Source organism: Salmonella sp. GDC200615 (genome assembly GCF_050574145.1).
In the GTDB taxonomy this organism is placed as follows: domain Bacteria; phylum Pseudomonadota; class Gammaproteobacteria; order Enterobacterales; family Enterobacteriaceae; genus Salmonella; species Salmonella enterica.
This window is the reverse complement of sequence record NZ_CP192247.1, coordinates 3,311,056-3,333,417: the sequence shown is the minus strand read 5'-3', so window position 1 is coordinate 3,333,417 and position 22,362 is coordinate 3,311,056. Positions and strand designations below refer to the sequence as shown.

At 51.9% G+C, this 22,362-nt stretch carries 17 protein-coding genes and 2 pseudogenes; 14 read left to right on the top strand and 5 right to left on the bottom strand.

What is annotated here, in order from left to right; genetic code table 11:
- Positions 1-28: 28 nt before the first annotated feature.
- Both mnmH and allS read right to left on the bottom strand, forming a co-directional pair.
- Positions 29-1,123, bottom strand: coding sequence for a tRNA 2-selenouridine(34) synthase MnmH (gene mnmH, locus ACQ29O_RS16120; RefSeq protein WP_001154079.1), 1,095 nt, complete (start codon positions 1,121-1,123; stop codon positions 29-31).
- Between the two features lie 69 nt (positions 1,124-1,192).
- Positions 1,193-2,119 carry an HTH-type transcriptional activator AllS gene (gene allS / locus ACQ29O_RS16115; protein WP_000460169.1) on the bottom strand — a complete coding sequence of 309 codons (927 nt, stop codon included), beginning with the start codon at positions 2,117-2,119 and terminating at the stop codon, positions 1,193-1,195.
- 226 nt (positions 2,120-2,345) lie between these two features.
- Here allS and allA point away from each other — a divergent pair, with 226 nt between their 5' ends.
- The 10 genes and pseudogenes from allA to glxK all read left to right on the top strand — a co-directional run bounded on the left by allA (position 2,346) and on the right by glxK (position 14,189).
- On the top strand, positions 2,346-2,828 hold the full coding sequence (gene allA, locus ACQ29O_RS16110; protein WP_000764660.1) for an ureidoglycolate lyase: 483 nt from the start codon (positions 2,346-2,348) through the stop codon (positions 2,826-2,828).
- Positions 2,829-2,906: 78 nt separating this feature from the next.
- A complete protein-coding gene (gene allR / locus ACQ29O_RS16105) occupies positions 2,907-3,725 on the top strand; it encodes an HTH-type transcriptional repressor AllR (protein WP_000141265.1) in 819 nt (272 codons plus the stop codon).
- Between the two features lie 84 nt (positions 3,726-3,809).
- On the top strand, positions 3,810-5,591 hold the full coding sequence (gene gcl / locus ACQ29O_RS16100; RefSeq protein ID WP_253336124.1) for a glyoxylate carboligase: 1,782 nt from the start codon (positions 3,810-3,812) through the stop codon (positions 5,589-5,591).
- A 12-nt stretch (positions 5,592-5,603) separates the two neighbouring features.
- Positions 5,604-6,380, top strand: coding sequence for a hydroxypyruvate isomerase Gip (gene gip / locus ACQ29O_RS16095; RefSeq protein ID WP_000943588.1), 777 nt, complete (start codon positions 5,604-5,606; stop codon positions 6,378-6,380).
- A gap of 100 nt (positions 6,381-6,480) precedes the next feature.
- On the top strand, positions 6,481-7,359 hold the full coding sequence (gene glxR / locus ACQ29O_RS16090; protein ID WP_000765816.1) for a 2-hydroxy-3-oxopropionate reductase: 879 nt from the start codon (positions 6,481-6,483) through the stop codon (positions 7,357-7,359).
- Between the two features lie 65 nt (positions 7,360-7,424).
- On the top strand, positions 7,425-8,672 hold the full coding sequence (locus tag ACQ29O_RS16085) for an MFS transporter (RefSeq protein ID WP_000005075.1): 1,248 nt from the start codon (positions 7,425-7,427) through the stop codon (positions 8,670-8,672).
- Positions 8,673-8,767: 95 nt separating this feature from the next.
- A complete protein-coding gene (locus ACQ29O_RS16080) occupies positions 8,768-10,222 on the top strand; it encodes an allantoin transporter (RefSeq protein WP_000401061.1) in 1,455 nt (484 codons plus the stop codon).
- Positions 10,223-10,300: 78 nt separating this feature from the next.
- Positions 10,301-11,662 (top strand): allantoinase AllB, encoded by a 1,362-nt coding sequence (gene allB, locus ACQ29O_RS16075; RefSeq protein WP_000006867.1) that lies wholly within the window; start codon positions 10,301-10,303, stop codon positions 11,660-11,662.
- A gap of 58 nt (positions 11,663-11,720) precedes the next feature.
- Positions 11,721-13,018: pseudogene (locus ACQ29O_RS16070) on the top strand (uracil/xanthine transporter).
- 22 nt (positions 13,019-13,040) lie between these two features.
- The gene (gene glxK, locus ACQ29O_RS16065) at positions 13,041-14,189 is read left to right on the top strand and encodes a glycerate 3-kinase (protein ID WP_020937088.1); all 1,149 of its coding nucleotides are present in this window, start codon (positions 13,041-13,043) and stop codon (positions 14,187-14,189) included.
- A gap of 79 nt (positions 14,190-14,268) precedes the next feature.
- Here glxK and allE read toward each other — a convergent pair whose 3' ends face one another.
- The 3 genes and pseudogenes from allE to allD all read right to left on the bottom strand — a co-directional run bounded on the left by allE (position 14,269) and on the right by allD (position 17,371).
- Positions 14,269-15,054 carry a (S)-ureidoglycine aminohydrolase gene (allE, locus tag ACQ29O_RS16060; RefSeq protein ID WP_000540985.1) on the bottom strand — a complete coding sequence of 262 codons (786 nt, stop codon included), beginning with the start codon at positions 15,052-15,054 and terminating at the stop codon, positions 14,269-14,271.
- Between the two features lie 10 nt (positions 15,055-15,064).
- Positions 15,065-16,300 (bottom strand): allantoate deiminase, encoded by a 1,236-nt coding sequence (gene allC, locus ACQ29O_RS16055; protein WP_253336122.1) that lies wholly within the window; start codon positions 16,298-16,300, stop codon positions 15,065-15,067.
- Positions 16,301-16,321: 21 nt separating this feature from the next.
- Positions 16,322-17,371 (bottom strand): annotated as a pseudogene (allD, locus tag ACQ29O_RS16050) (ureidoglycolate dehydrogenase AllD).
- 315 nt (positions 17,372-17,686) lie between these two features.
- On the opposite strand from allD, the gene ACQ29O_RS16045 reads away from it, so the two are divergent.
- The 4 genes from ACQ29O_RS16045 to ACQ29O_RS16030 are packed head-to-tail and all read left to right on the top strand — an operon-like array spanning position 17,687 to position 22,338.
- Positions 17,687-19,351 (top strand): acyl-CoA synthetase FdrA, encoded by a 1,665-nt coding sequence (locus tag ACQ29O_RS16045; RefSeq protein ID WP_000580912.1) that lies wholly within the window; start codon positions 17,687-17,689, stop codon positions 19,349-19,351.
- A gap of 9 nt (positions 19,352-19,360) precedes the next feature.
- Complete coding sequence (locus ACQ29O_RS16040; protein WP_020937086.1) at positions 19,361-20,620, top strand: DUF1116 domain-containing protein; 1,260 nt, start codon at positions 19,361-19,363, stop codon at positions 20,618-20,620.
- 11 nt (positions 20,621-20,631) lie between these two features.
- Positions 20,632-21,441: a DUF2877 domain-containing protein gene (locus ACQ29O_RS16035; protein WP_000821193.1), complete on the top strand. Its 810-nt coding sequence runs from the start codon at positions 20,632-20,634 to the stop codon at positions 21,439-21,441.
- A gap of 3 nt (positions 21,442-21,444) precedes the next feature.
- A complete protein-coding gene (locus ACQ29O_RS16030; protein ID WP_000855344.1) occupies positions 21,445-22,338 on the top strand; it encodes a carbamate kinase in 894 nt (297 codons plus the stop codon).
- Positions 22,339-22,362: the final 24 nt, after the last annotated feature.

The following is a 22,362-nucleotide window of genomic DNA, read 5'->3' as shown; positions in this document are numbered from 1 at the left end:
TGTAGCGTCAGCCGGCAATAAAAATAAGCTATTGCGCTTTTAGCCAGTTGGCAACCTCTTGCCATGTGCCGCGAAAAACGATATTCGCGGCTTTTTTCTCCAGTTGATAGCGATACATTGGGTCGTAATATTCGTTAAGTAGCGGAACCAGCCATGCCATATGGCCGTCGGTGCTGCCGCTGGATAATTGCTCTGCCAGCGCCCTATCCAGCGTGTCCGTCAGTTCGGCAAAGCGTTGCAACCCCAGACGGCGGCGAATAGCGAACAGTCCATGATGAAGATATTCACTATACGCCTGCCAACCGGCTTCATCGCCGTAGGCGTGGGTGAAGTCGTGATGCATACGGATGAAATACTCTTCACGCAGTCGTTCCAGACGAAGCGCAAACGGATCTTCCACTACCGCAATGGGGGCCTGCGCCATTCTTTCGCGTAAACACTCAGGCAGATGGTTGGCGCCGATCGTTCGCCCTTCATCTTCCAGTACCCACCTTTTTAGCGTCTGACGCGCGTTAATTTTCAGCAATTCAACGGCAAGTTTGTTTTCAAAACTGGCCTGGCTGAGCTGGGGGTTCAGCGTGCGGCCAAAAGAGGAGCCGCGATGACGCGCGAGACCTTCCAGATCCACGCCGTTGGGCTGTTGTCGTACCAGTTGCGTTTTGCCGCTGCCCGTACAGCCGCCAATTAAAAGTATCGGTTTTTGCGCCAGTTGCCAGGTCGCCTGAATTGCTGTCTGGCGCAGCGCTTTATAGCCGCCTTCAATAAGCGGGCAGTCAATCCCTGTTTCTTGCAGCCAACGTTGTACGATATGTGACCGCTGACCGCCGCGCGCGCAGCACAGATACCCGTTGGGGAAACGTTGATACGCGGCTTTCCAGGCCTCAAGCCGCTGCTGGCGAATGTCGCCGCAAACCAGCCGATGCCCCAGCGCTAACGCCGCATCCGCGCCCTGACGTTTGTAGCAGGTGCCGACGGCGGCCCGCTCGTCGTCCATCATCAATGGCAGGTTGATAGCGCCCGGCATGGCGCCCTGTTCAAACTCAATCGGCGCGCGTACATCAATTAAAGGCGTATCGGCAAGGAGGAGCGCGCGATAGTCCTGTGCTTTTTGTCTGTCTTGCATAACGTAAAACGTAACCTTAAATCATCCTTTGCGCTATTTTACGCGCCAATTCGCAAAGTGGCTTGATTTTTAACAGCGTACCGTGTTGAAAATGGATAAAAAACCGGCTATTTCGGGTTGTCGTTGGGTAAATAATTTCACAATGTCTTCTACCGCTTTGCCTCCGCCAAATTTATGCCAGGCGAGGCTTAACGGTGAGGGCGGACGCATCGTCGGGATGGTACAGCTCACCAGTTCGTTTTTGTCGATCAGCGTTTGACAGAGCGGCTGCGGGACAAAACCGATACCGACGCCTGCCAGATGAGCGGCGATTTTGGTTTCCATATCAGGCACGATAATTTCCTTCTGCCCCGGAAGGCGCCAGGCTACCCGCTTGGTCAGCGTACGCGCGCTGTCTTCGATATTAATTGCCGGGAAACGGCGCAACTGCGCTTCTGTTAGAGGCCCGCTGACGTGAGCTAAAGGATGATCCGCAGACATCACAAAACGCCATTGTACGGAACCTAAAGGGTCGAGCATAAAGGTATTAGCCAACGGCTCGGTGCCAGTTACGCCAATCGCCAGCGAAAAACCTTCATACAGGAGCGAATCCCAGACGCCCATATAAATTTGCCGGGAAAAGTGAAACTGAGTGAAAGGGTAACGCGCATTAAGCCACGATAAGAGACTGGCGACCGCTTGCGGGCTATAGAGCAGGTTATTCACCACAATATTGACCTGACGCTCTACGCCGTCGTTAACCTGGCGTAGCTCGTCAGGCATGCTGTCCAACCACGCAAGCCAGTCTTTTGCCTGAGAGAGAAGGTGAGAGCCCGCCGCCGTCAACGAGACGCTTCGCGTTGTGCGAAAGAACAGCCCTACGCCGGTATTTTCCTCCAGCAGTTTGATGCGGTAGCTAATGGTTGCCGTGGTTTTACACAGGCGCTCCGCCGCTTTGGAGAAACTCCCCGTTTCGGCAACGCTGATAAAGGTACGCAGTGTTTCCGGGTCAAACATCGTCAGACGCCTCCTTACGATCCTGATAAAACCAGAATTGTTTTCCTATGATTTTTAAGTAGTTTTACATAATAGCCATGTTTGATTTGTGGTCTAAATCTACTTTTGGAAAAATATTCCAACTTTTATGTTGATGTTAAATCCCGAAGGTTTTAGATTGCATGGTATTGAAACCGGACAGAGTCCAAACCGCGGTTAAACGGAATCGAGCTACAAGGGAAAAATAATGAAACTTGAGGTATTACCGTTAGATCAGAAGACGTTCAGCGCTTATGGCGATGTTATTGAGACGCAGGAACGTGACTTTTTTCATATAAACAACGGGTTAGTTGAGCGATATCACGACCTGGCGAAGGTTGAAGTTCTGGAGCAGGATCGCACGCTGATCAGTATTAACAGGGCGCAACCGGCCGCGATGCCTATTGTGGTACATGAACTGGAACGTCATCCTTTAGGTACGCAGGCGTTTGTGCCGATGAACGGCGAGGCTTTTGTCGTTATTGTCGCGCTCGGCGATGATAAACCCGATCTCTCCACGCTGCGGGCGTTTATTAGCAATGGACGGCAGGGCGTCAATTATCACCGTAATGTATGGCATCACCCGCTGTTTGCGTGGCAGACGGTTACCGATTTTCTGACGGTGGATCGCGGCGGCAGCGATAACTGTGATGTTGAAAGTATCCCGACACATGAACTCTGTTTTACGTGACGCTATTGGCCTTCTTGCATAAGATGAACATATTGTTCATTGTTTATGCTCATATTTTGGGCCGGAGTTAACGTAAATATGACGGAAGTAAGACGACGCGGCAGGCCAGGACAGGCAGAGCCGACTGCGCAGAAAGGCGCTCAGGCGCTGGAGAGGGGCATAGCGATATTGCAATATCTCGAAAGAAGCGGCGGCAGTTCATCAGTTAGCGATATTTCCGGCAGCCTGGATTTACCGCTTTCTACGACGTTTCGCCTGTTAAAGGTACTGCAAGCGGCTGATTTTGTGTACCAGGATAGCCAGCTTGGCTGGTGGCATATTGGTTTAGGCGTATTTAATGTGGGCTCTGCGTATATTCATAATCGCGATGTCCTCTCGGTGGCCGGACCCTTTATGCACCGACTTATGCTGCTTTCTGGCGAGACGGTCAACGTAGCGATTCGCAACGGTAATGAAGCGGTGTTAATCGGTCAAAAGGAGTGCAAATCGATGGTCAGAATGTGCGCGCCCTTAGGGAGTCGTCTGCCGTTACATGCTTCCGGCGCCGGAAAAGCGCTGCTTTACCCGCTCACCGAAGAAGAGCTGGTGGGGATCGTCGTCAATACCGGTTTGCGGCGGTTTACGCCGACCACTCTGGTGGATTTACCTATCCTGCTTAAAAATCTGGAGCAGGCGCGTGAACAGGGCTACACCGTCGACCAGGAAGAACATGTTGTCGGGCTGAATTGTATCGCCTCCGCTATCTATGACGATGCGGGCAGCGTGGTCGCCGCTATCTCAATATCGGGACCGGCTTCCCGGCTGACGGAAGATCGCTTTATCAGCCAGGGTGAACTGGTACGGGATACCGCGAAAGACATCAGTACGGCGCTTGGGCTAAAACCCCCTGTAGCCTGAGCCGCATCCCGCTCGCTGGAGCGGGACTTTTTTAAAATTTTTAAAAGTTGAAAACTTTTTCCAATAAAAAGAGGTAGCAATAAAATGGCAAAAATGAGAGCCGTGGATGCGGCAATGTATGTGCTGGAAAAAGAAGGTATCACCACAGCATTCGGCGTTCCTGGGGCTGCAATCAACCCCTTCTATTCTGCAATGCGTAAGCATGGAGGCATTCGCCATATACTGGCGCGTCATGTGGAAGGCGCTTCGCATATGGCTGAGGGCTACACACGTGCGGCGGCAGGTAATATTGGGGTCTGCCTGGGCACTTCCGGCCCGGCGGGAACCGACATGATCACCGCGCTCTATTCCGCTTCTGCCGACTCTATCCCGATTTTATGCATTACTGGTCAGGCGCCACGAGCGCGTCTGCACAAGGAAGATTTCCAGGCAGTCGATATTGAAGCGATTGCAAAACCAGTCAGCAAGATGGCAGTGACGGTTCGTGAGGCGGCGCTGGTGCCGCGCGTATTACAGCAGGCTTTTCATCTGATGCGCTCAGGCCGCCCAGGTCCTGTGCTGGTTGATTTACCGTTTGATGTCCAGGTTGCGGAAATCGAATTCGATCCGGATATGTATGAGCCGCTGCCGGTATATAAGCCAGCCGCCAGCCGCGTACAGATTGAAAAGGCGCTGGAGATGCTGATTCAGTCCGAGCGTCCGGTAATTGTCGCGGGAGGCGGGGTTATTAACGCCGACGCCGCGCCACTGCTGCAGCAGTTTGCCGAACTGACCAATGTACCGGTGATCCCTACCCTGATGGGCTGGGGCTGTATCCCGGACGATCACCCCCTAATGGCGGGGATGGTCGGCCTGCAAACGGCGTACCGCTACGGCAACGCCACTCTGCTGGCATCCGATATGGTTTTTGGCATCGGTAACCGTTTCGCCAACCGTCATACGGGGTCCGTTGAGAAATATACTCAGGGGCGAAAAATCATCCATATCGATATTGAACCGACGCAAATTGGCCGCGTGTTGTGCCCGGATCTGGGCATCGTTTCGGACGCCAAAGCGGCGCTAACGTTGCTGATCGATGTCGCGCAGGAGATGCAAAAGGCGGGGCGTTTGCCATGCCGGAAGACCTGGGTGGACGAATGCCAGCAGCGTAAACGGACTTTGCTGCGTAAAACCCACTTTGACAACGTGCCAGTGAAGCCGCAGCGCGTCTATGAAGAGATGAACAAAGCCTTTGGTCGCGATGTGTGCTATGTCACCACCATTGGATTGTCGCAAATCGCGGCAGCGCAGATGCTGCATGTGTTTAAAGACAGACACTGGATCAACTGCGGCCAGGCGGGGCCTCTTGGCTGGACAATCCCGGCGGCATTAGGGGTTTGTGCTGCCGATCCGCAACGCAATGTGGTGGCGATTTCCGGCGATTTCGACTTCCAGTTCCTGATTGAAGAGTTAGCCGTCGGCGCGCAGTTTAACATCCCGTATATCCATGTGCTGGTTAACAACGCTTATCTTGGTCTGATTCGCCAGTCGCAACGCGCATTTGACATGGACTACTGCGTACAGCTCGCCTTTGAAAATATCAACTCCAGCGAAGTGAATGGCTATGGCGTTGACCATGTAAAAGTGGCAGAAGGGTTAGGCTGTAAAGCAATTCGTGTCTTTAAACCGGAAGATATTGCGCCTGCATTTGAACAAGCTAAAGCGCTGATGGCGCAATATCGCGTTCCGGTGGTGGTGGAAGTCATTCTGGAACGCGTAACCAATATTTCCATGGGCAGCGAACTGGATAACGTAACCGAGTTTGAAGAGGTTGCGGATAGTGCGAAAGATGCGCCAACAGAAACCTGTTTTATGAAATATGAGTAAGGGAGGTAATCGATGTTACGTTTCTCTGCCAATCTTTCTATGCTGTTTACGGAATATGATTTCCTGGAACGCTTTGATAAAGCGGCGTTGTCGGGATTTCGCGGCGTGGAATTCATGTTTCCCTACGATAACGACATCGAAGTGTTAAAACGTAAGCTCAGGGATAATAATCTGGAACATACGTTACATAATTTACCTGCTGGCGACTGGGCGGCTGGCGAACGTGGAATTGCCTGTATTCCTGGGCGCGAAGAAGAGTTTCGCGATGGCGTAGCGGCCGCAATCCGCTATGCACGTGCGTTAGGCAATAAGAAAATAAATTGTCTGGTGGGTAAAACGCCGTCAGGATTCTCCGCAACGGAGATCCACGACACGTTGGTCGAAAACCTGCGCTATGCGGCAAATATGCTGGCGAAAGAAGACATTTTATTACTTATCGAACCTATTAATCACTTTGATATGCCGGGATTCCATCTCACCGGCACTCAACAGGCGTTAGCATTAATTAAGGATATCGGCAGTGATAATATCAAAATTCAGTATGATATTTATCACATGCAACGCATGGAAGGGGCATTAACGCAAACCATGACGGCATGGGCCTATAAAATAGGCCATTTACAGATTGCTGATAACCCGCGTCGCGGCGAGCCGGGGACCGGGGAAATTAATTATGACTTTATTTTTAATGTCATTAAACAGTCTGGTTATGATGGCTGGGTTGGCTGTGAATATAAACCACTGACTACCACGGAAGCGGGATTATCGTGGATTAATCAGTACCGTTAAAACGCAGAATAATTCGGGCAGCGCTTTTTTTTCCACTGTGTTGGAAAGGGATTGTGTTGCCTGAATCTGGAAACACCGAAAGCAATAAAAGAGGTTGTATATGAAACTGGGATTTATTGGCCTGGGAATTATGGGCTCGCCAATGGCTATCAATTTGGCACGCGCCGGTCATCAATTACACGTTACGACTATTGGTCCGGTCGCGGACGAACTGCTCTCGCTGGGGGCGGTAAATGTTGAGACTGCACGTCAGGTAACTGAATTTGCAGACATTATCTTCATAATGGTGCCGGATACGCCGCAGGTTGAAGAGGTGTTATTTGGCGAACACGGTTGCGCCAAAACATCGCTTCAGGGAAAAACCATCGTCGATATGAGTTCTATTTCTCCTATCGAAACCAAACGTTTTGCCCAGCGCGTTAATGAAATGGGCGCTGATTACCTGGATGCCCCGGTTTCCGGGGGAGAAATCGGGGCGCGTGAAGGCACTCTGTCGATTATGGTCGGCGGCGAGCAGAAAGTCTTTGACCGCGTTAAACCGCTCTTTGACATCCTGGGAAAAAATATCACCCTGGTGGGCGGCAATGGGGATGGGCAAACCTGTAAGGTGGCTAACCAAATTATTGTTGCGCTGAATATTGAAGCGGTTTCTGAAGCCTTAGTGTTTGCTTCAAAAGCAGGCGCCGATCCGGTACGCGTGCGCCAGGCGTTAATGGGCTGGTTCGCCTCTTCACGCATTCTGGAAGTTCACGGCGAGCGGATGATCAACCGGACGTTCGAGCCTGGTTTCAAAATCGCGCTTCATCAGAAAGACCTTAATCTTGAATTGCAAAGCGCAAAAGCGCTGGCGCTGAATTTACCGAATACGGCGACCTGCCAGGAATTATTCAATACCTGTGCGGCAAATGGCGGGAGCCAGCTTGATCATTCGGCAATGGTACAGGCGCTGGAATTAATGGCCAATCATAAATTGTCCTAATTATGTGTATCGCTGCGGCTGCAGCGATACCTGTTCACAAGGAACACTCTGTAAAGGTGAAGAACATGAGTGAAACTAAAAAATCCGGGATTGATTACTGGAAACAAATTGTTGTCGTAATGAGCCTGGGCTGGGTAGCGATTTGGATCTATCGCACCGTGCTTACGCCAATTTATCCAGAAACTCAGGCATCTTTAGACAATGTAAGTAATGCAGAAATAGGCGCCATTGCAAGTTTTTACTTTTTTGCTTACTGCAGTATGCAAATCCCTTGCGGAATATTGGTCGATAAATTCGGTCAAAAAATCATGCTGATGGCCGGATTTACGCTTTTTATTATTGGTACACTCTGTATCGCGAAAGCCAATGGCCTGACCATGATCTATATAGGGTCGCTAATGGCAGGTGGCGGATGCGCTTCTTTCTTTAGCTCGGCTTATTCACTCTCTTCGGCAAACGTGCCGCAGGCCCGTCGGGCATTAGCCAACGCGATTATCAACAGCGGGTCGGCTATAGGGATGGGGATTGGCTTAATCGGTTCCAGCGTATTAGTAAAAAACATGAGCATGGCCTGGCAAAATGTACTGTATATCGTGGCCGCGATATTAGTAATCATGCTGTGCGTCTTTACGCTGATCATTCGCGGTAAAGCCAAAAGCGACTCTGCGCAAGCGGAAAAGCAAACCCAAACCGTTACGGAAGATGAGAAGCGTGCGCCTTTATTCTCTGGTTTATTGTGTAGCGTTTACTTCCTCTATTTCTGTACCTGCTACGGTTATTATTTGATAGTGACCTGGCTGCCCTCTTATCTACAGACTGAAAGAGGATTTGATGGCGGAGCTATCGGGCTGGCATCAGCGCTGGTGGCGGTGGTTGGCGTACCGGGGGCGTTATTTTTTAGCCATCTGTCAGATAAATTCCGTAACAGTAAAGTTAAGGTTATTCTCGGTCTGGAAATTGTGGCGGCAGCAATGTTGGCGTTTACGGTTTTGTCCCCGAATACCACGATGCTGATGGTCAGCCTGACGCTATACGGCTTGCTGGGGAAAATGGCGGTAGACCCGATCCTGATCTCCTTTGTATCTGAACAGGCTTCGGCAAAAAGTCTGGGAAGAGCTTTCAGCCTTTTTAATTTCTTTGGCATGAGCTCGGCGGTTGTCGCCCCAACGTTGACCGGATTTATTTCGGATGTAACGGGGTCGAAGGAGATCAGTTTTGTGATTTCAGCATGTTTAGTGGTCACCGGAACGCTGATCTTTGCTGTCGTCACTTTATATAAAAAGAAAGCAACGCAACGTATTGCTTCAGCTTAAAAATAATTATATCTACTAATTCTTTATTTTATATTTATTTGTTCCTCATAGCTAAACCCATAACAACGTTATCCGATGCGTGAAAAGAGGGATTTATGGAACATCAAAGAGAGCTATACCAGCAGCGCGGTTATAGCGAAGACTTATTACCTAAAACAGAAACCCAACGAAACTGGAAGGCATTTAACTATTTCACCTTATGGATGGGATCTGTACATAACGTGCCAAATTACGTTATGGTCGGCGGTTTTTTTATACTGGGCCTATCAACATTTAATATCATGTTGGCCATTATTATCAGCGCATTATTTATTGCGGCGGCGATGGTAATGAATGGCGCGGCAGGCAGCAAATATGGCGTTCCTTTTGCTATGATATTGCGAGGTTCTTACGGCGTCCGCGGCGCGCTATTCCCTGGATTATTGCGAGGGGGAATCGCGGCAATTATGTGGTTCGGCTTACAGTGTTACGCGGGATCGCTGGCATTTCTTATTTTGATTGGGAAGATCTGGCCAGGATTTCTGACATTAGGCGGAGATTTCAAGCTGCTGGGTCTTTCACTGCCAGGACTAATTACTTTTCTAATTTTTTGGATTATTAACGTTGGCATCGGTTTTGGCGGTGGTAAAGTATTAAATAAATTTACCGCTATCCTCAATCCATGTATTTACATTGTCTTTGGCGGCATGGCTATTTGGGCAATATCGCTGGTCGGCATTGGCCCGATTCTGGACTATCTGCCTTCAGGCGTGCAAAAAGCAGAGCACAGCGGCTTTCTGTTCCTGGTGGTGATTAACGCCGTAGTCGCCGTCTGGGCAGCGCCAGCGGTGAGCGCGTCCGATTTCACGCAAAACGCGCATTCATTTCGCGCTCAGGCATTGGGACAAACGCTGGGGCTTATCGTAGCGTATATATTATTCGCCGTAGCCAGCGTGTGCATTATTGCCGGAGCCAGTATTCATTATGGTATGGATACCTGGAACGTGCTGGATATTGTGCAGCGCTGGGACAGCCTGTTTGCTTCATTCTTTGCGGTGTTGGTGATTCTGATGACGACAATTTCAACCAACGCCACCGGTAATATTATACCTGCGGGGTATCAAATTGCGGCGCTTGCCCCGACAAAGCTTAACTATAAAAATGGCGTAATGATTGCCAGTATTATCAGTCTACTGATTTGTCCATGGAAATTAATGGAGAATCAGGACAGTATTTATCTGTTCCTTGATATTATCGGCGGTATGCTTGGCCCGGTAATCGGCGTAATGTTAGCTCATTATTTTGTGGTAATGCGTGGAAAAATTAATCTTGATGAGCTGTACACCGCCAGCGGTGATTACAAATATTATGATAATGGATTTAACCTGACTGCATTTTCAGTCACCCTGGTCGCAGTTATTCTGTCATTAGGCGGCAAGTTTATACCATTTTTGGAGCCTTTATCCCGCGTGTCCTGGTTTGTAGGCGTAATAGTTGCGTTCGTTACTTATGCGCTATTGAAGAAACGCACGGGTTTTGAAAATACAGGAGAGAAAAAACTCGCAGGTTAAATATTGAAAAAGCATTAAGCGTATTTAATGAAGTGTGCGCTATTTAAAAACTATCTGTATCCATACAAGGAGTTTGTTATGTCTTTTGATTTAATTATTAAGAACGGTACTGTCATCTTAGAAAACGAAGCGAGAGTTATCGATATCGCCGTCCAGGGCGGAAAAATCGCCGCGATTGGCGAGAACCTGGGGGAAGCGAAAAATGTGCTGGATGCGACGGGATTGATCGTTTCGCCGGGCATGGTTGACGCGCATACCCACATTTCTGAACCGGGCCGTACCCACTGGGAAGGCTATGAAACCGGTACCCGCGCGGCGGCGAAAGGCGGTATTACCACGATGATTGAGATGCCGCTCAATCAGCTGCCGGCGACGGTCGATCGTGAGACGATTGAACTCAAGTTTGACGCGGCAAAAGGTAAATTGACCATCGACGCCGCGCAGTTGGGCGGTTTGGTTTCTTATAACCTGGATCGGCTTCATGAGCTGGACGAAGTGGGCGTTGTCGGCTTCAAGTGCTTTGTCGCCACCTGCGGCGATCGTGGCATCGATAATGATTTTCGCGACGTTAATGACTGGCAGTTTTACAAAGGCGCGCAAAAATTGGGGGAAATGGACCAGACGGTACTGGTACATTGCGAAAATGCTCTGATTTGCGATGAGCTGGGCGAGGAAGCTAAACGCGAAGGTCGCGTAACGGCGCATGATTATGTCGCCTCACGTCCGGTATTTACTGAAGTGGAAGCCATTCGTCGCGTGCTGTATCTGGCGAAAGCGGCAGGTTGCCGTCTGCACGTTTGCCATATCAGCAGCCCGGAGGGGGTAGAGGAAGTAACGCGCGCGCGTCAGGAAGGCCAGGATGTCACCTGTGAATCGTGCCCGCACTATTTTGTCCTCGATACCGATCAGTTCGAAGAGATTGGCACCCTGGCAAAATGCTCTCCGCCAATTCGCGACCAGGAAAACCAGAAAGGGATGTGGGAAAAACTGTTTAACGGCGAAATCGACTGCCTGGTATCCGACCACTCTCCATGCCCTCCGGAAATGAAAGCAGGCAATATCATGCAAGCATGGGGCGGAATTGCCGGACTGCAAAACTGCATGGACGTCATGTTTGATGAAGCGGTGCAAAAACGCGGTATGTCGTTGCCGATGTTTGGCAAATTAATGGCGACCAACGCCGCCTATATTTTTGGTCTGAAACATAAAGGACGTATTGCCCCCGGCAAAGATGCTGACCTGGTCTTTATTCAGCCTGACAGCAGCTATGTTCTGAAAAATGAAGATCTGGAATATCGCCATAAAGTCAGTCCGTATGTTGGCCGTACTATTGGCGCGCGTATTACCAAAACGATTTTGCGCGGCGATGTTATTTATGACATCGAGCATGGCTTCCCTGTGCCGCCAAAAGGTCAGTTTATCCTTAAACATCAGCAGTAATCCGGTGTGATTTAATGCCCGTCGTCACGACGGGCATTCTCTATTTTAAGGTGTGGATATATTCCCTGTTATTAACCGCGAAAGTGTGTTGTCCGGCTTTCAGTGGTTTTTCTTTATTTTCTGTAACACGGTTGTGGTTCCCCCTACCTTGCTGTCCGCTTTTCATCTTCCCGCTGATAACTTGTTAATGCTCACACAATACGCTTTTTTGACCACCGCGTTGGCCTGCCTGGTTCAGGCATTTTGCGGCCATCGCCGTGCCATTATGGAAGGGCCGACAGGACTGTGGTGGGGCGCTATTCTTACGATTACGCTTGGCGAGGCGTCTCGCGGCACGCCGCTGAACGATATCGTCTCCAGCCTGTCGGTCGGGATCGCGATCTCCGCAATGGTGACGATATTTATCGGCATTAGCGGCTTAGGACACCGTCTGGCTCGCCTGTTTACGCCGGCGGTAATGGTTTTTTTCATGCTGCTTTTGGGCGCGCAGCTGACCTCAATATTTTTTAAAGGCATGCTGGGGCTGCCTTTTGGCATTGCCGATACCAGCGCCAGAATCAAATTGGCCCCCTTTGGGCTGGCGGTCGCGGTGATGTGTTTTATCCTCGCGATGATTATTTTCCTGCAGCAGCGTATCTCCCGTTACGCGTTACTGGTAGGGACCGTGGTCGGGTGGGGGCTATGGCGGTTATGCTTTCCTTCATCACACTTACCGCCGGGTGAATTAAGCTGGCGATGGTTTCCGCTGGGCAGCCACGGCACGCTGATGCCGGGTATTATTGTGACGGCGGTGATGACGGGGTTAGTCAACATCAGCAACACTTACGGCGCCATCCGCGGTACCGATATCTTTTATCTGCATCAAGGGTCGGGCAGTTCTCGTTATCGCCGAAGCTTTATGATTTCCGGACTGATGACGTTAGTGACGGGCCTTTCGCGGTCGTGCCTTTTTCGCCTTTTGTGTCTTCCATTGGTTTATTAACGCAAACCGGCGACAGTTCTCGCAAATCCTTTATCTGTGGTAGCGCGCTGTGTCTGCTGGTTGCCATTATAACGCCGTTAACCCGCTTATTTTGCGCTATTCCACTGGCGATCAGCAGCGCCGTTATGCTGGTCTCTTATTTACCTTTACTTTATTCCGGTTTGGTTTTTAGCCAGCAAATTACGTTTACCGCGCGGAATATTTATCGCCTGGCGTTACCGCTTTTTGTCGGCATTTTTTTGATGGGGCTTCCTCCGGTCTATTTACAGGATCTTCCACTGATGATTCGTCCTCTGCTTAGCAACGGATTACTGGTGGGAATCTTACTGGCAGTGCTTATGGAAAATCTTATTCCGTGGGAACGCATTAAATAACGTGAGAAAACAAGGAGACATGATGAAGATTGTAATTGCGCCAGATTCATTTAAAGAGAGCTTAAGCGCTGATAAATGCTGTCAGGCTATTAAAGCGGGATTTTCAACCGTATTTCCTGATGCGCGCTATGTTTGTTTACCGATCGCCGATGGCGGAGAAGGAACCGTGGACGCAATGGTGGCTGCGACCGGCGGGAAACGGGTTTCTGTGGACGTTAGCGGGCCGATGGGGGAAAAAGTAAACGGATTTTATGGCCTGACCGGCGACGGCAAAACGGCGATTATTGAAATGGCGGCGGCGAGCGGATTGATGCTGGTGGCGCCAGAGGCGCGTAATCCGCTGCTGGCATCCAGTTTCGGCACCGGCGAATTGATTCGTCACGCCCTGGACGCGGGGATTCGCCATATTATTCTGGGTATCGGCGGCAGCGCCACGGTGGATGGCGGAATGGGAGTAGCGCAGGCGCTCGGTGTGCGTTTTCTGGACGCGCAAGGAATGCTGCTTGGCGCCGGAGGGGGCAATTTATCGCGCCTGGCGAGCATTGACCTGCAGGGGGGCGATCCGCGTATTTCAGAGTGTCGTATTGAGGTCGCCTGTGATGTTGATAACCCGTTGGTGGGGCCACGCGGCGCGGCGGCGGTATTCGGTCCGCAGAAAGGGGCGACGCCTGAAATGGTCGAGACGCTGGAAAATGGATTACGTAATTATGCCCGTGTTTTACATGCCCTGACCGGACGCGACATGTCTCAAATACCGGGCGGTGGAGCGGCCGGAGGAATGGGGATTGCTGCTATCGTCTTCCTGGAAGCGGAAATGAAGCCCGGTATTGAGATTGTTATGCAGGCGGTGAAGTTGGAGGAGGCGGTAAAAGAGGCCTCGCTGGTGATTACCGGAGAAGGGCGAATCGACTCGCAAACGGCGGGAGGAAAAGCGCCGATAGGCGTTGCGTCAGTGGCGAAACGGCATCACGTCCCGGTTATCGGCATTGCCGGCGTACTGGGCGACGGCGTGGAAGTGGTCCATCGCCACGGTATTGATGCCGTATTCAGTATTTTGCCGCGGCTGGCGCCTTTGCCGGAGGTTCTGGCGAACGGTGAACAAAATCTCTACCACAGCGCCTGTAATATTGCCCGCGTCATCAAACTTGGCCAGGATATCGGGACTCGTTAAGCATAAAAAAAGCCACGGTTCTCACCGTGGCAAAATCCAACATAGCTAAATTAAAAATAATCAGGAGGGCTGTCCGCCGTTAAATCATAACGTCGCGGTTACAGTCTTTGGAGTAGATGTAGCTGAATGCTTCGCCACGACCTACACCGTATCCGGCCTGCAGGGAATAAGCGCCCATGAAGATGTAGTCGCCTTTTTTCACCGGCACCCAGTTGTTGTCGAGGTTATAAACCCCCTGGCCGGAAAGGATATAAGCGCCATGTTCCTGGACGTGGGTTTCAATATAGCCGTGGCTGGCGCCCGGTTCGAACGACAGAATATGCATATTCATATCGAAGCCCAGCTCTTTAGGCAGGAAATCCAGCAGAATAACATCTTCCATGCCTTCATAATGAATACGCTCCAGCTGGCTGGCATTGCCGGAAACCAACCACGGGGCATGCCCCTCGACAGGAGTATAGCGGCGTTTATATAAAAATAGCTGGCTGTCTTCCGTTTGAGCGTTGCTAAAGGTCATCATCTCGCCCGGTGGACAATAGAGGTATCCGCCCTGAGTTAAAGAGAATGTTTTTCCTTCTGCTTTAGCTTCAATATTTCCCGTAATGACATAGAGAAAAGTTTCAATCCCCTCGCCGCCAAAGCCCTGCTGGTTGCCGCCATTCTGATGTAAGGTGACCAGATAATCGACGAAAGAAGCACCCAGCTTCGGCGTCGAAAGGATTGTGACGTCACAGTTTTCAAAGCCAGGAATAATATTTTTCACCAGACCGTCCGGCGTTAAGAGCGCATAGTTACCGTGTTTCACAATGGCGCGGTTCGCCAGTAAATCATCGCGGTAACCCGTGACGTTATTCAGATATCCCATTGATGGCTCCTTATTTTTGCCAGGCAAGTTGATGCAGCATTAATGCCAGAGTTTTGACCCCTTCAGCAAAGTCATTAATGTTGGTACGTTCCGCCGGGTTATGGCTGATACCATTAATGCTGGGGACGAAAATCATACAGGTAGGGACGCGCGGCGCGAAAATTTGCGCGTCATGACCTGCGCCGCTATGCATTATGCGATAGTTCAGTTGTTCGGTTTCACACAGCCTGGTGAGGGCCGCGACCAGTTCGGCGTTCATCGGCACCGGCGCTTCGTCCATCCACAAATCGATATCGATGCTGATATCCATTTCATCGCAGATGGCGCGCATATCGTTTTCCAACTGTTCGGTAAATTCGCGAAGTACCGCGGCGTCCGTATGCCGGCAATCGATTGTAAATGTGGTTTTTCCAGGGACTACATTGACCGTATTCGGCTGCGGCTCAACTTTGCCGAACGTTAATACCAGGGGATCGCCATGCTGTTTGGCTTTTTCAATGGACTGACTGCAAATACGACTGAAGGCGTGCACCGTATCGCGACGATAGCCCATTGGCGTTGTGCCTGCATGGTTGGACTCGCCGTTGAGCGTCACCATGTAGCGACGTTGCCCGACGATGGCGTTGACGACGCCAATCGACTGTCCGTTGCTCTCCAGAACGCAGCCTTGCTCAATATGCAATTCAACAAAGGCGCGGATATCGGTTCGCGCAGCGAGTGGCGCGGCGGGAAGGGTAAATCCGCACGCCTGCATAGCGTCGACAAAGCCTGTGCCTTTGGCGTCCTGGATATGGCGTACCTCTTCAGGATTCGCCAGGCCAAAAATGTTCTTGCTGCCCCAAAAAACGTAAGGGAAACGGCTGCCTTCTTCCTCTGCCATTGACACTACCTCGACGGTGCGCAGCGGCGCGCCGTAGGTCGCTTTTAGCCAGTCGATCGCCAGCCAGGCGGCAAGCGCGCCGAATTGCCCGTCCAGATTGCCGCCGTTGACGACCGTATCAATATGCGAACCGCTTAAAATCACCTGCTCCGGAAATTGTGTGCCGCAAAGGCGGCCATATAAATTTCCGACGTCATCAAAGCGTGTCTCCAGACCGCTTTCTGCCATTCGCTTTTTAAACTGCTGCTGTGTTTCCAGCCACTCAGGCGAATAAAGTAAACGCGTCATTCCACCCGTAGGATCGGCTCCAATGGAAGAGAGCCAGGGCAATGTTTCTTCTATCGCGTGGCGAAAATGCTTTATCATAGAAAATTCCTGTTTCAATAATTATTGGGCAAAGGGATTTTTTGTTTCGTATGACTTGAGATAGAGGGCATCGGAAATCAGATATTGATAAATATCATCAACAATATCGATACCATTCATATCGGCATTTTTCTGTTTAATATCCTGATCCTGTCCAGGATAATAAACCTGTTTAAAACCGGGAGCGGGCTTCACGGAATTGAGTTCCTGCATAGTCTGACTAATATGTTTGCGGAATAATTCACAGGAAGAAAAGAACGCTGGATTAATGACCAGATGAAGTTGTCCTAAATTGCGTCCGGCGTGTAAATCTTCATACATCGAACTGACCTGGCGGCCAAACGGCAGCCCCAGCAGAATGCCGGACAAAATATCGATCATCATCATCAGGCCGTAACCTTTCGGGCCTGCGGCGGGTAATAACGCATTGACGGCAAAAGGATCATGTGTCGGCGCGCCGTTTTTATCGACGGCCCAACTCTCCGGAATGGACTCATTGCGAGACCGTGCATCGAGGACTTTTCCCCAGGCCTGCACGGTGGTGGCCATATCAAAGGTAATGATGTCATCGCCTTCGCCCGGCGCGGCAAAGGCCAGCGGATTAGTGCCATAGTAAATATCCGCCCCGCCAAACGGCACGACCATAGGATCGGACTGACAGATAGACAGACCAATCAGGCCTTCGCGAGCAGCCTGGCGGACGAAATAAGAGATGGCGCCGCTATGGCCCATTCTGCTAATGCCGACAACCGCGACGCCATTTTTTTTTGGCTATTTCAATAGCATGCTCCATTCCCATTTTGGCTGCGACCTGTCCGGCAGCATTATCGGCATGCAGTATCGCCGTACAGGGACCGGTATTCTCAATGCGGAACGTCGGCTCCCGGTTGGTGCCGCCTTTTGAAATTCGTTCGGCATAATATTCAACGCGTACGGCGCCATGTGAGTGAATACCTCTGGCATCTGCATAAACCATACGTCGGCGACGGTGGCGGCGTGCTCACGTTTTAGTCCGGCTTTATAAAGCTTATTTTCGATAAGCTGATGGAGTGTTTCCCGACTGATTTTCATCTGTCTTCCTTTTTAACGACGGTGTGAAGCATGACTGCGATTAACATACCGGGAAAATAAAATGATTATGTGATCCAGACAGGCAAAAAAATATAATTAGAATTTATTTGATAATCAGGCGGGTTTTATCTTTTTGCTTAAATAAAAAGCTTTTTTAGAAAATCATAACTAATCCTTTAGCCGTTGTTTGAATTCTTTTGTTAATAAATTTGATGTGACGTTAATCACTCTATTTACCCTCCCGGATATATACCGTGAAGCGCACATTAACACTGCTCGTGCAATTGCAATGGGTGCAATTATTAAGGAGTTGTTATGATCCACGCCTTTATTAAAAAAGGGTGTTTTCAGGACTCTGTCAGCTTAATGATTATTTCTCGAAAGCTGAGTGAGTCCGAAAATGTTGATGATGTATCGGTAATGATGGGAACGCCTGCGAATAAGTCGCTGCTGGAAACTACCGGTTTCTGGCATGACGATTTTCATGGCGCTACGCCCAATGACATTTGCGTGGCGATTCGTACCGAAGCGGTAGATGACGGCATTACGCAGGTGATTGTGCAACAGCTCGAAGAAGCATTGCAGCAGTTGGCGCAGGGAAGCAGCGGCAGCCAGTCGTTAATCCAGGTCAGACGCTGGGAAAGCGCCTGTCAGAAACTGCCAGAGGCGAATCTGGCGCTGGTATCGGTGGCCGGCGAATATGCGGCGGAACTGGCAGAGCAGGCGCTGGATCGTTCGTTGAACGTGATGATCTTCTCCGATAATGTCACGCTGGACGATGAAATCAGACTAAAACGCCGGGCGCGTGATAAAGGACTGCTGGTCATGGGGCCGGATTGCGGCACCGCTATGATCGCCAATACGCCGCTGGCTTTCGCTAACGTCATGCCAGAGGGCAACATCGGGGTGATTGGCGCTTCCGGCACCGGTATTCAGGAGCTCTGTTCACAGATTGCGCTGGCGGGGGAAGGGATTACCCATGCCATCGGGCTTGGCGGACGCGATTTGAGCGCCGAGGTCGGCGGGATCAGCGCGCTAACGGCACTGGAGATACTCAGCGCGGATGAAAAGAGCCAGGTGCTGGCCTTTGTCTCCAAACCGCCTGCCGATGCGGTTCGTCAGCATATTATCGCGGCGATGAAAGCCACCGGGAAACCCGTTGTAGCGCTGTTCTTAGGGTTTTCCTCTCCCGTTGCGCGTGAGGGAAACGTCTGGTTTGCCTCGACGCTGGATGAAGCCGCCCGCCTGGCATGTTTATTGTCTCGCGTGACGTCGCAGCGTAAAGAAATGGTTTCAACAGGCGGCGTGATTCGTGGCCTCTATACCGGCGGAACGCTGGCGGCGGAAGCGGCGGGGCTGCTGGCCGGCTATCTGGGCGTCGCGGCGGATACGGAACATCACCATGGCATGATGCTTGACGCTGACGGCCACCAGATTATCGATCTGGGCGATGACTTTTATACCGTTGGGCGACCACATCCGATGATCGACCCGGCGTTACGTAATCAGCTTATCGCCGGGCTTGGCGCGCAGCCGCAGGTACGCGTGTTATTAGTGGACGTCGTTATTGGTTTTGGCGCGACCGCCGATCCCGCCGCATCGCTGATTCAGGCCTGGCAGAAGGCATGCGCCGCACGCGCCAGCGATCAGCCGCTGTTCGCCATCGCAACCGTCACCGGAACGGAACGCGATCCTCAGTGCCGCTCGCAACAAATCGCCGCGCTCGAAGATGCCGGCATCACGGTAGTGGATTCTCTTCCCGAAGCCACTCTGTTGGCCGCGGAACTGATTCGACCCACTCTCTCTTCCACTCATCCATCAGCTCCCCGGTTACTGGAATCGGTAGCGGTGATTAATGCCGGGTTACGTAGCTTCGCGCTGGATTTACAGGCTGCCGGTATGCCCGTGGTGCACTACCAGTGGGCGCCTGTCGCTGGCGGTAATAAAAAACTGGCTCGTCTGTTAGAACGTTTGCAATAAGGGGTTCCCATGTTTACATCAGTGGCGCAAGCCAACGCTGCAGTCATCGAACAAATTCGTCGCGCACGTCCGCACTGGCTGGATGTGAAGCCAGCTTCTTCATTAATTAGCGTGCTCAATCAAGGGAAAACGCTTCTTCATGCCGGCCCGCCGATGCGCTGGCAAGAGATGACCGGCCCGATGAAAGGCGCCTGTATCGGCGCATGCCTGTTTGAAGGATGGGCCAAAGATGAAATGAGCGCGCTCGCGCTGTTAGAGCAGGGAAAGGTCAACTTTATTCCCTGCCATCACGTTAACGCCGTGGGGCCGATGGGCGGTATTACCTCAGCCAGTATGCCGATGCTGGTCGTGGAAAATATCACCGACGGCAATCGCGCGTACTGCAATCTCAACGAAGGGATCGGCAAAGTGATGCGTTTCGGCGCCTATGGCGAGGATGTTCAGCAACGTTTGCGCTGGATGCGTGATATGCTGATGCCGGTATTAAGCGCGGCGCTGGGACGTCTGGAGCGGGGGCTCGACCTGACCGCAATGATGGCGCAGGGCATTACGATGGGAGATGAATTCCACCAGCGCAATATCGCCTCTTCCGCATTGCTGATGCGCACGTTGGCGCCGCATATCGCCCGTCTGGAACACGATAAGCAGCAGATAGCGGAAGTGATGGATTTTCTGAGCGTCACCGATCAATTCTTCCTTAATCTGGCGATGGCCTACTGTAAAGCCGCCATGGACGCGGGCGCGCAGATTCGCGCCGGCAGTATTGTGACGGCGATGACCCGTAATGGCGATATGTTTGGCATTCGGGTTAGCGGTCTGGGCGACCGTTGGTTCACCGCGCCTGTTAATACGCCGCAGGGGCTATTTTTTACCGGTTTTTCGCAGGATCAGGCCAACCCGGACATGGGCGACAGCGCCATTACTGAAACGTTTGGTATTGGCGGCGCTGCGATGATTGCCGCGCCTGGCGTAACGCGTTTTGTCGGTGCCGGGGGAATGGAAGCGGCGAAATCTGTTTCTGAAGAGATGGCTGAAATTTATCTCGAACGCAACATGCAGCTACAAATCCCCGGCTGGGATTTTCAGGGGGCCTGTCTGGGACTGGATATCCGCCGCGTGGTCGAGACCGGAATTACGCCGCTGATTAACACGGGTATCGCGCATAAAGAGGCGGGGATTGGACAGATTGGCGCGGGAACCGTCCGTGCGCCGCTGGCCTGTTTCGAGCAGGCGCTGGAAGCGCTGGCGGAAAGCATGGGCGTAAGTTAAGAGAGCGTCTCATGAAACGTATCCATCCTCTTATGGCAAGCCGACAATCGGCGGATTATCGGCAACCCTGGCAGATGTCAGGGGTATGGCGTCGCTCTATTAATTTTGTGGCGAAAAGCGGTGAGTTATTAACGCTTCACCGTCGGGGGAGCGGCTTCAGTCCGGGAGGGTGGATACTGCGCGGCGGCGATTTTGACGCCTTGCGCGATGTGCTCACCGATGGCGAAAAACCGCAGTCAACCGCTGCCGGTATTCAGATTGGCGAGTTTCTTTTATGCGAGCCGGAGAGGCGCTGTTCGCTGCGGGTTCCGCGCTATCTTGCGTCGCCGCGTCTTAACGCGACGTACATGCAGCGTAGTGAGGAGACGGGACTGTTTGGGCCGTTAACCGTCGCAGCAGCCCAGCCTCTATGTCCGGAACTTCGCCAGTTTTGTCACTGCTTTCAGTCGGCGCTTGCAGGTGCTGCGACTGACTGGCGGCTATGGCTGGGTAAAGGGCCGGGCTTAACGCCCAGTCATGACGACACGCTGACGGGAATGTTGCTGGCGGCCTGGTATTTTGGCGCCATAGATGAACGCGTCGGGCGTAATTTTTTTGCCCAATCCGGCAGCCTTGATCGGGCGACGACGCTCGTGAGCGTCAGCTATTTACGCTATGCGGCTATGGGTTATTTCGCGTCGCCTTTACTCCACTTTATTCATGCGCTGCGACGAGATGCTCGCACAGAAACGGCGATTGACGGACTGCTGGCGCTGGGGCACACCTCTGGCGCGGATACGCTGCTGGGGTTCTGGCTTGGACAACAAATAGTAAAAGGATAGGGAATGAAAACGTTGGTAGTTGCTCTTGGCGGCAACGCATTATTGCAGCGCGGAGAAGCGCTAACGGCAGAGAATCAATATCGCAATATTGCTGACGCGGTGCCCGCGCTGGCGCGACTTGCCCGCTCGTATCGGCTGGCGATAGTACATGGCAACGGCCCTCAGGTCGGCCTGTTGGCTTTACAGAACCTTGCCTGGAAAGCCGTTGAGCCTTATCCGCTGGATGTGCTGGTAGCGGAAAGTCAGGGCATGATCGGCTATATGCTGGCGCAGCGTCTGGCGCTTGAACCCGATATGCCGCCGGTGACTACGGTATTAACGCGGATAAAGGTATCGGCGGACGATCCTGCTTTTCTTGAGCCGGAAAAGTTTATCGGTCCCGTTTATTCGCCAGAAGAGCAAATGGCGCTGGAAGCGACTTATGGCTGGCATATGAAACGTGATGGAAAATATCTGCGCCGTGTCGTCGCTTCCCCGGCGCCGCGTCAGATTATCGAAAGCGCCGCTATTGAGTTATTGCTAAAAGAGGGCCATGTGGTGATTTGCAGCGGCGGTGGCGGGGTACCTGTTGCCGGCGAAGGCGAAGGGGTCGAGGCGGTGATAGATAAAGACCTGGCGGCGGCATTGCTGGCGGAGCAGATAGCGGCCGATGGTCTGATCATTTTGACGGATGCGGATGCGGTGTATGAACATTGGGGAACGCCGCAGCAGCGCGCTATTCGTCAGGCTTCGCCCGATGAGCTGGCGCCGTTTGCCAAAGCCGATGGCGCGATGGGGCCGAAGGTGACCGCGGTAAGCGGGTATGTGAAGCGGTGCGGAAAGCCGGCATGGATTGGCGCATTATCGCGTATTGACGATACCCTGGCGGGCAGGGCGGGAACCTGCATCCGTCTGTGATCGCGACGGGCGGCGACAGAGAAT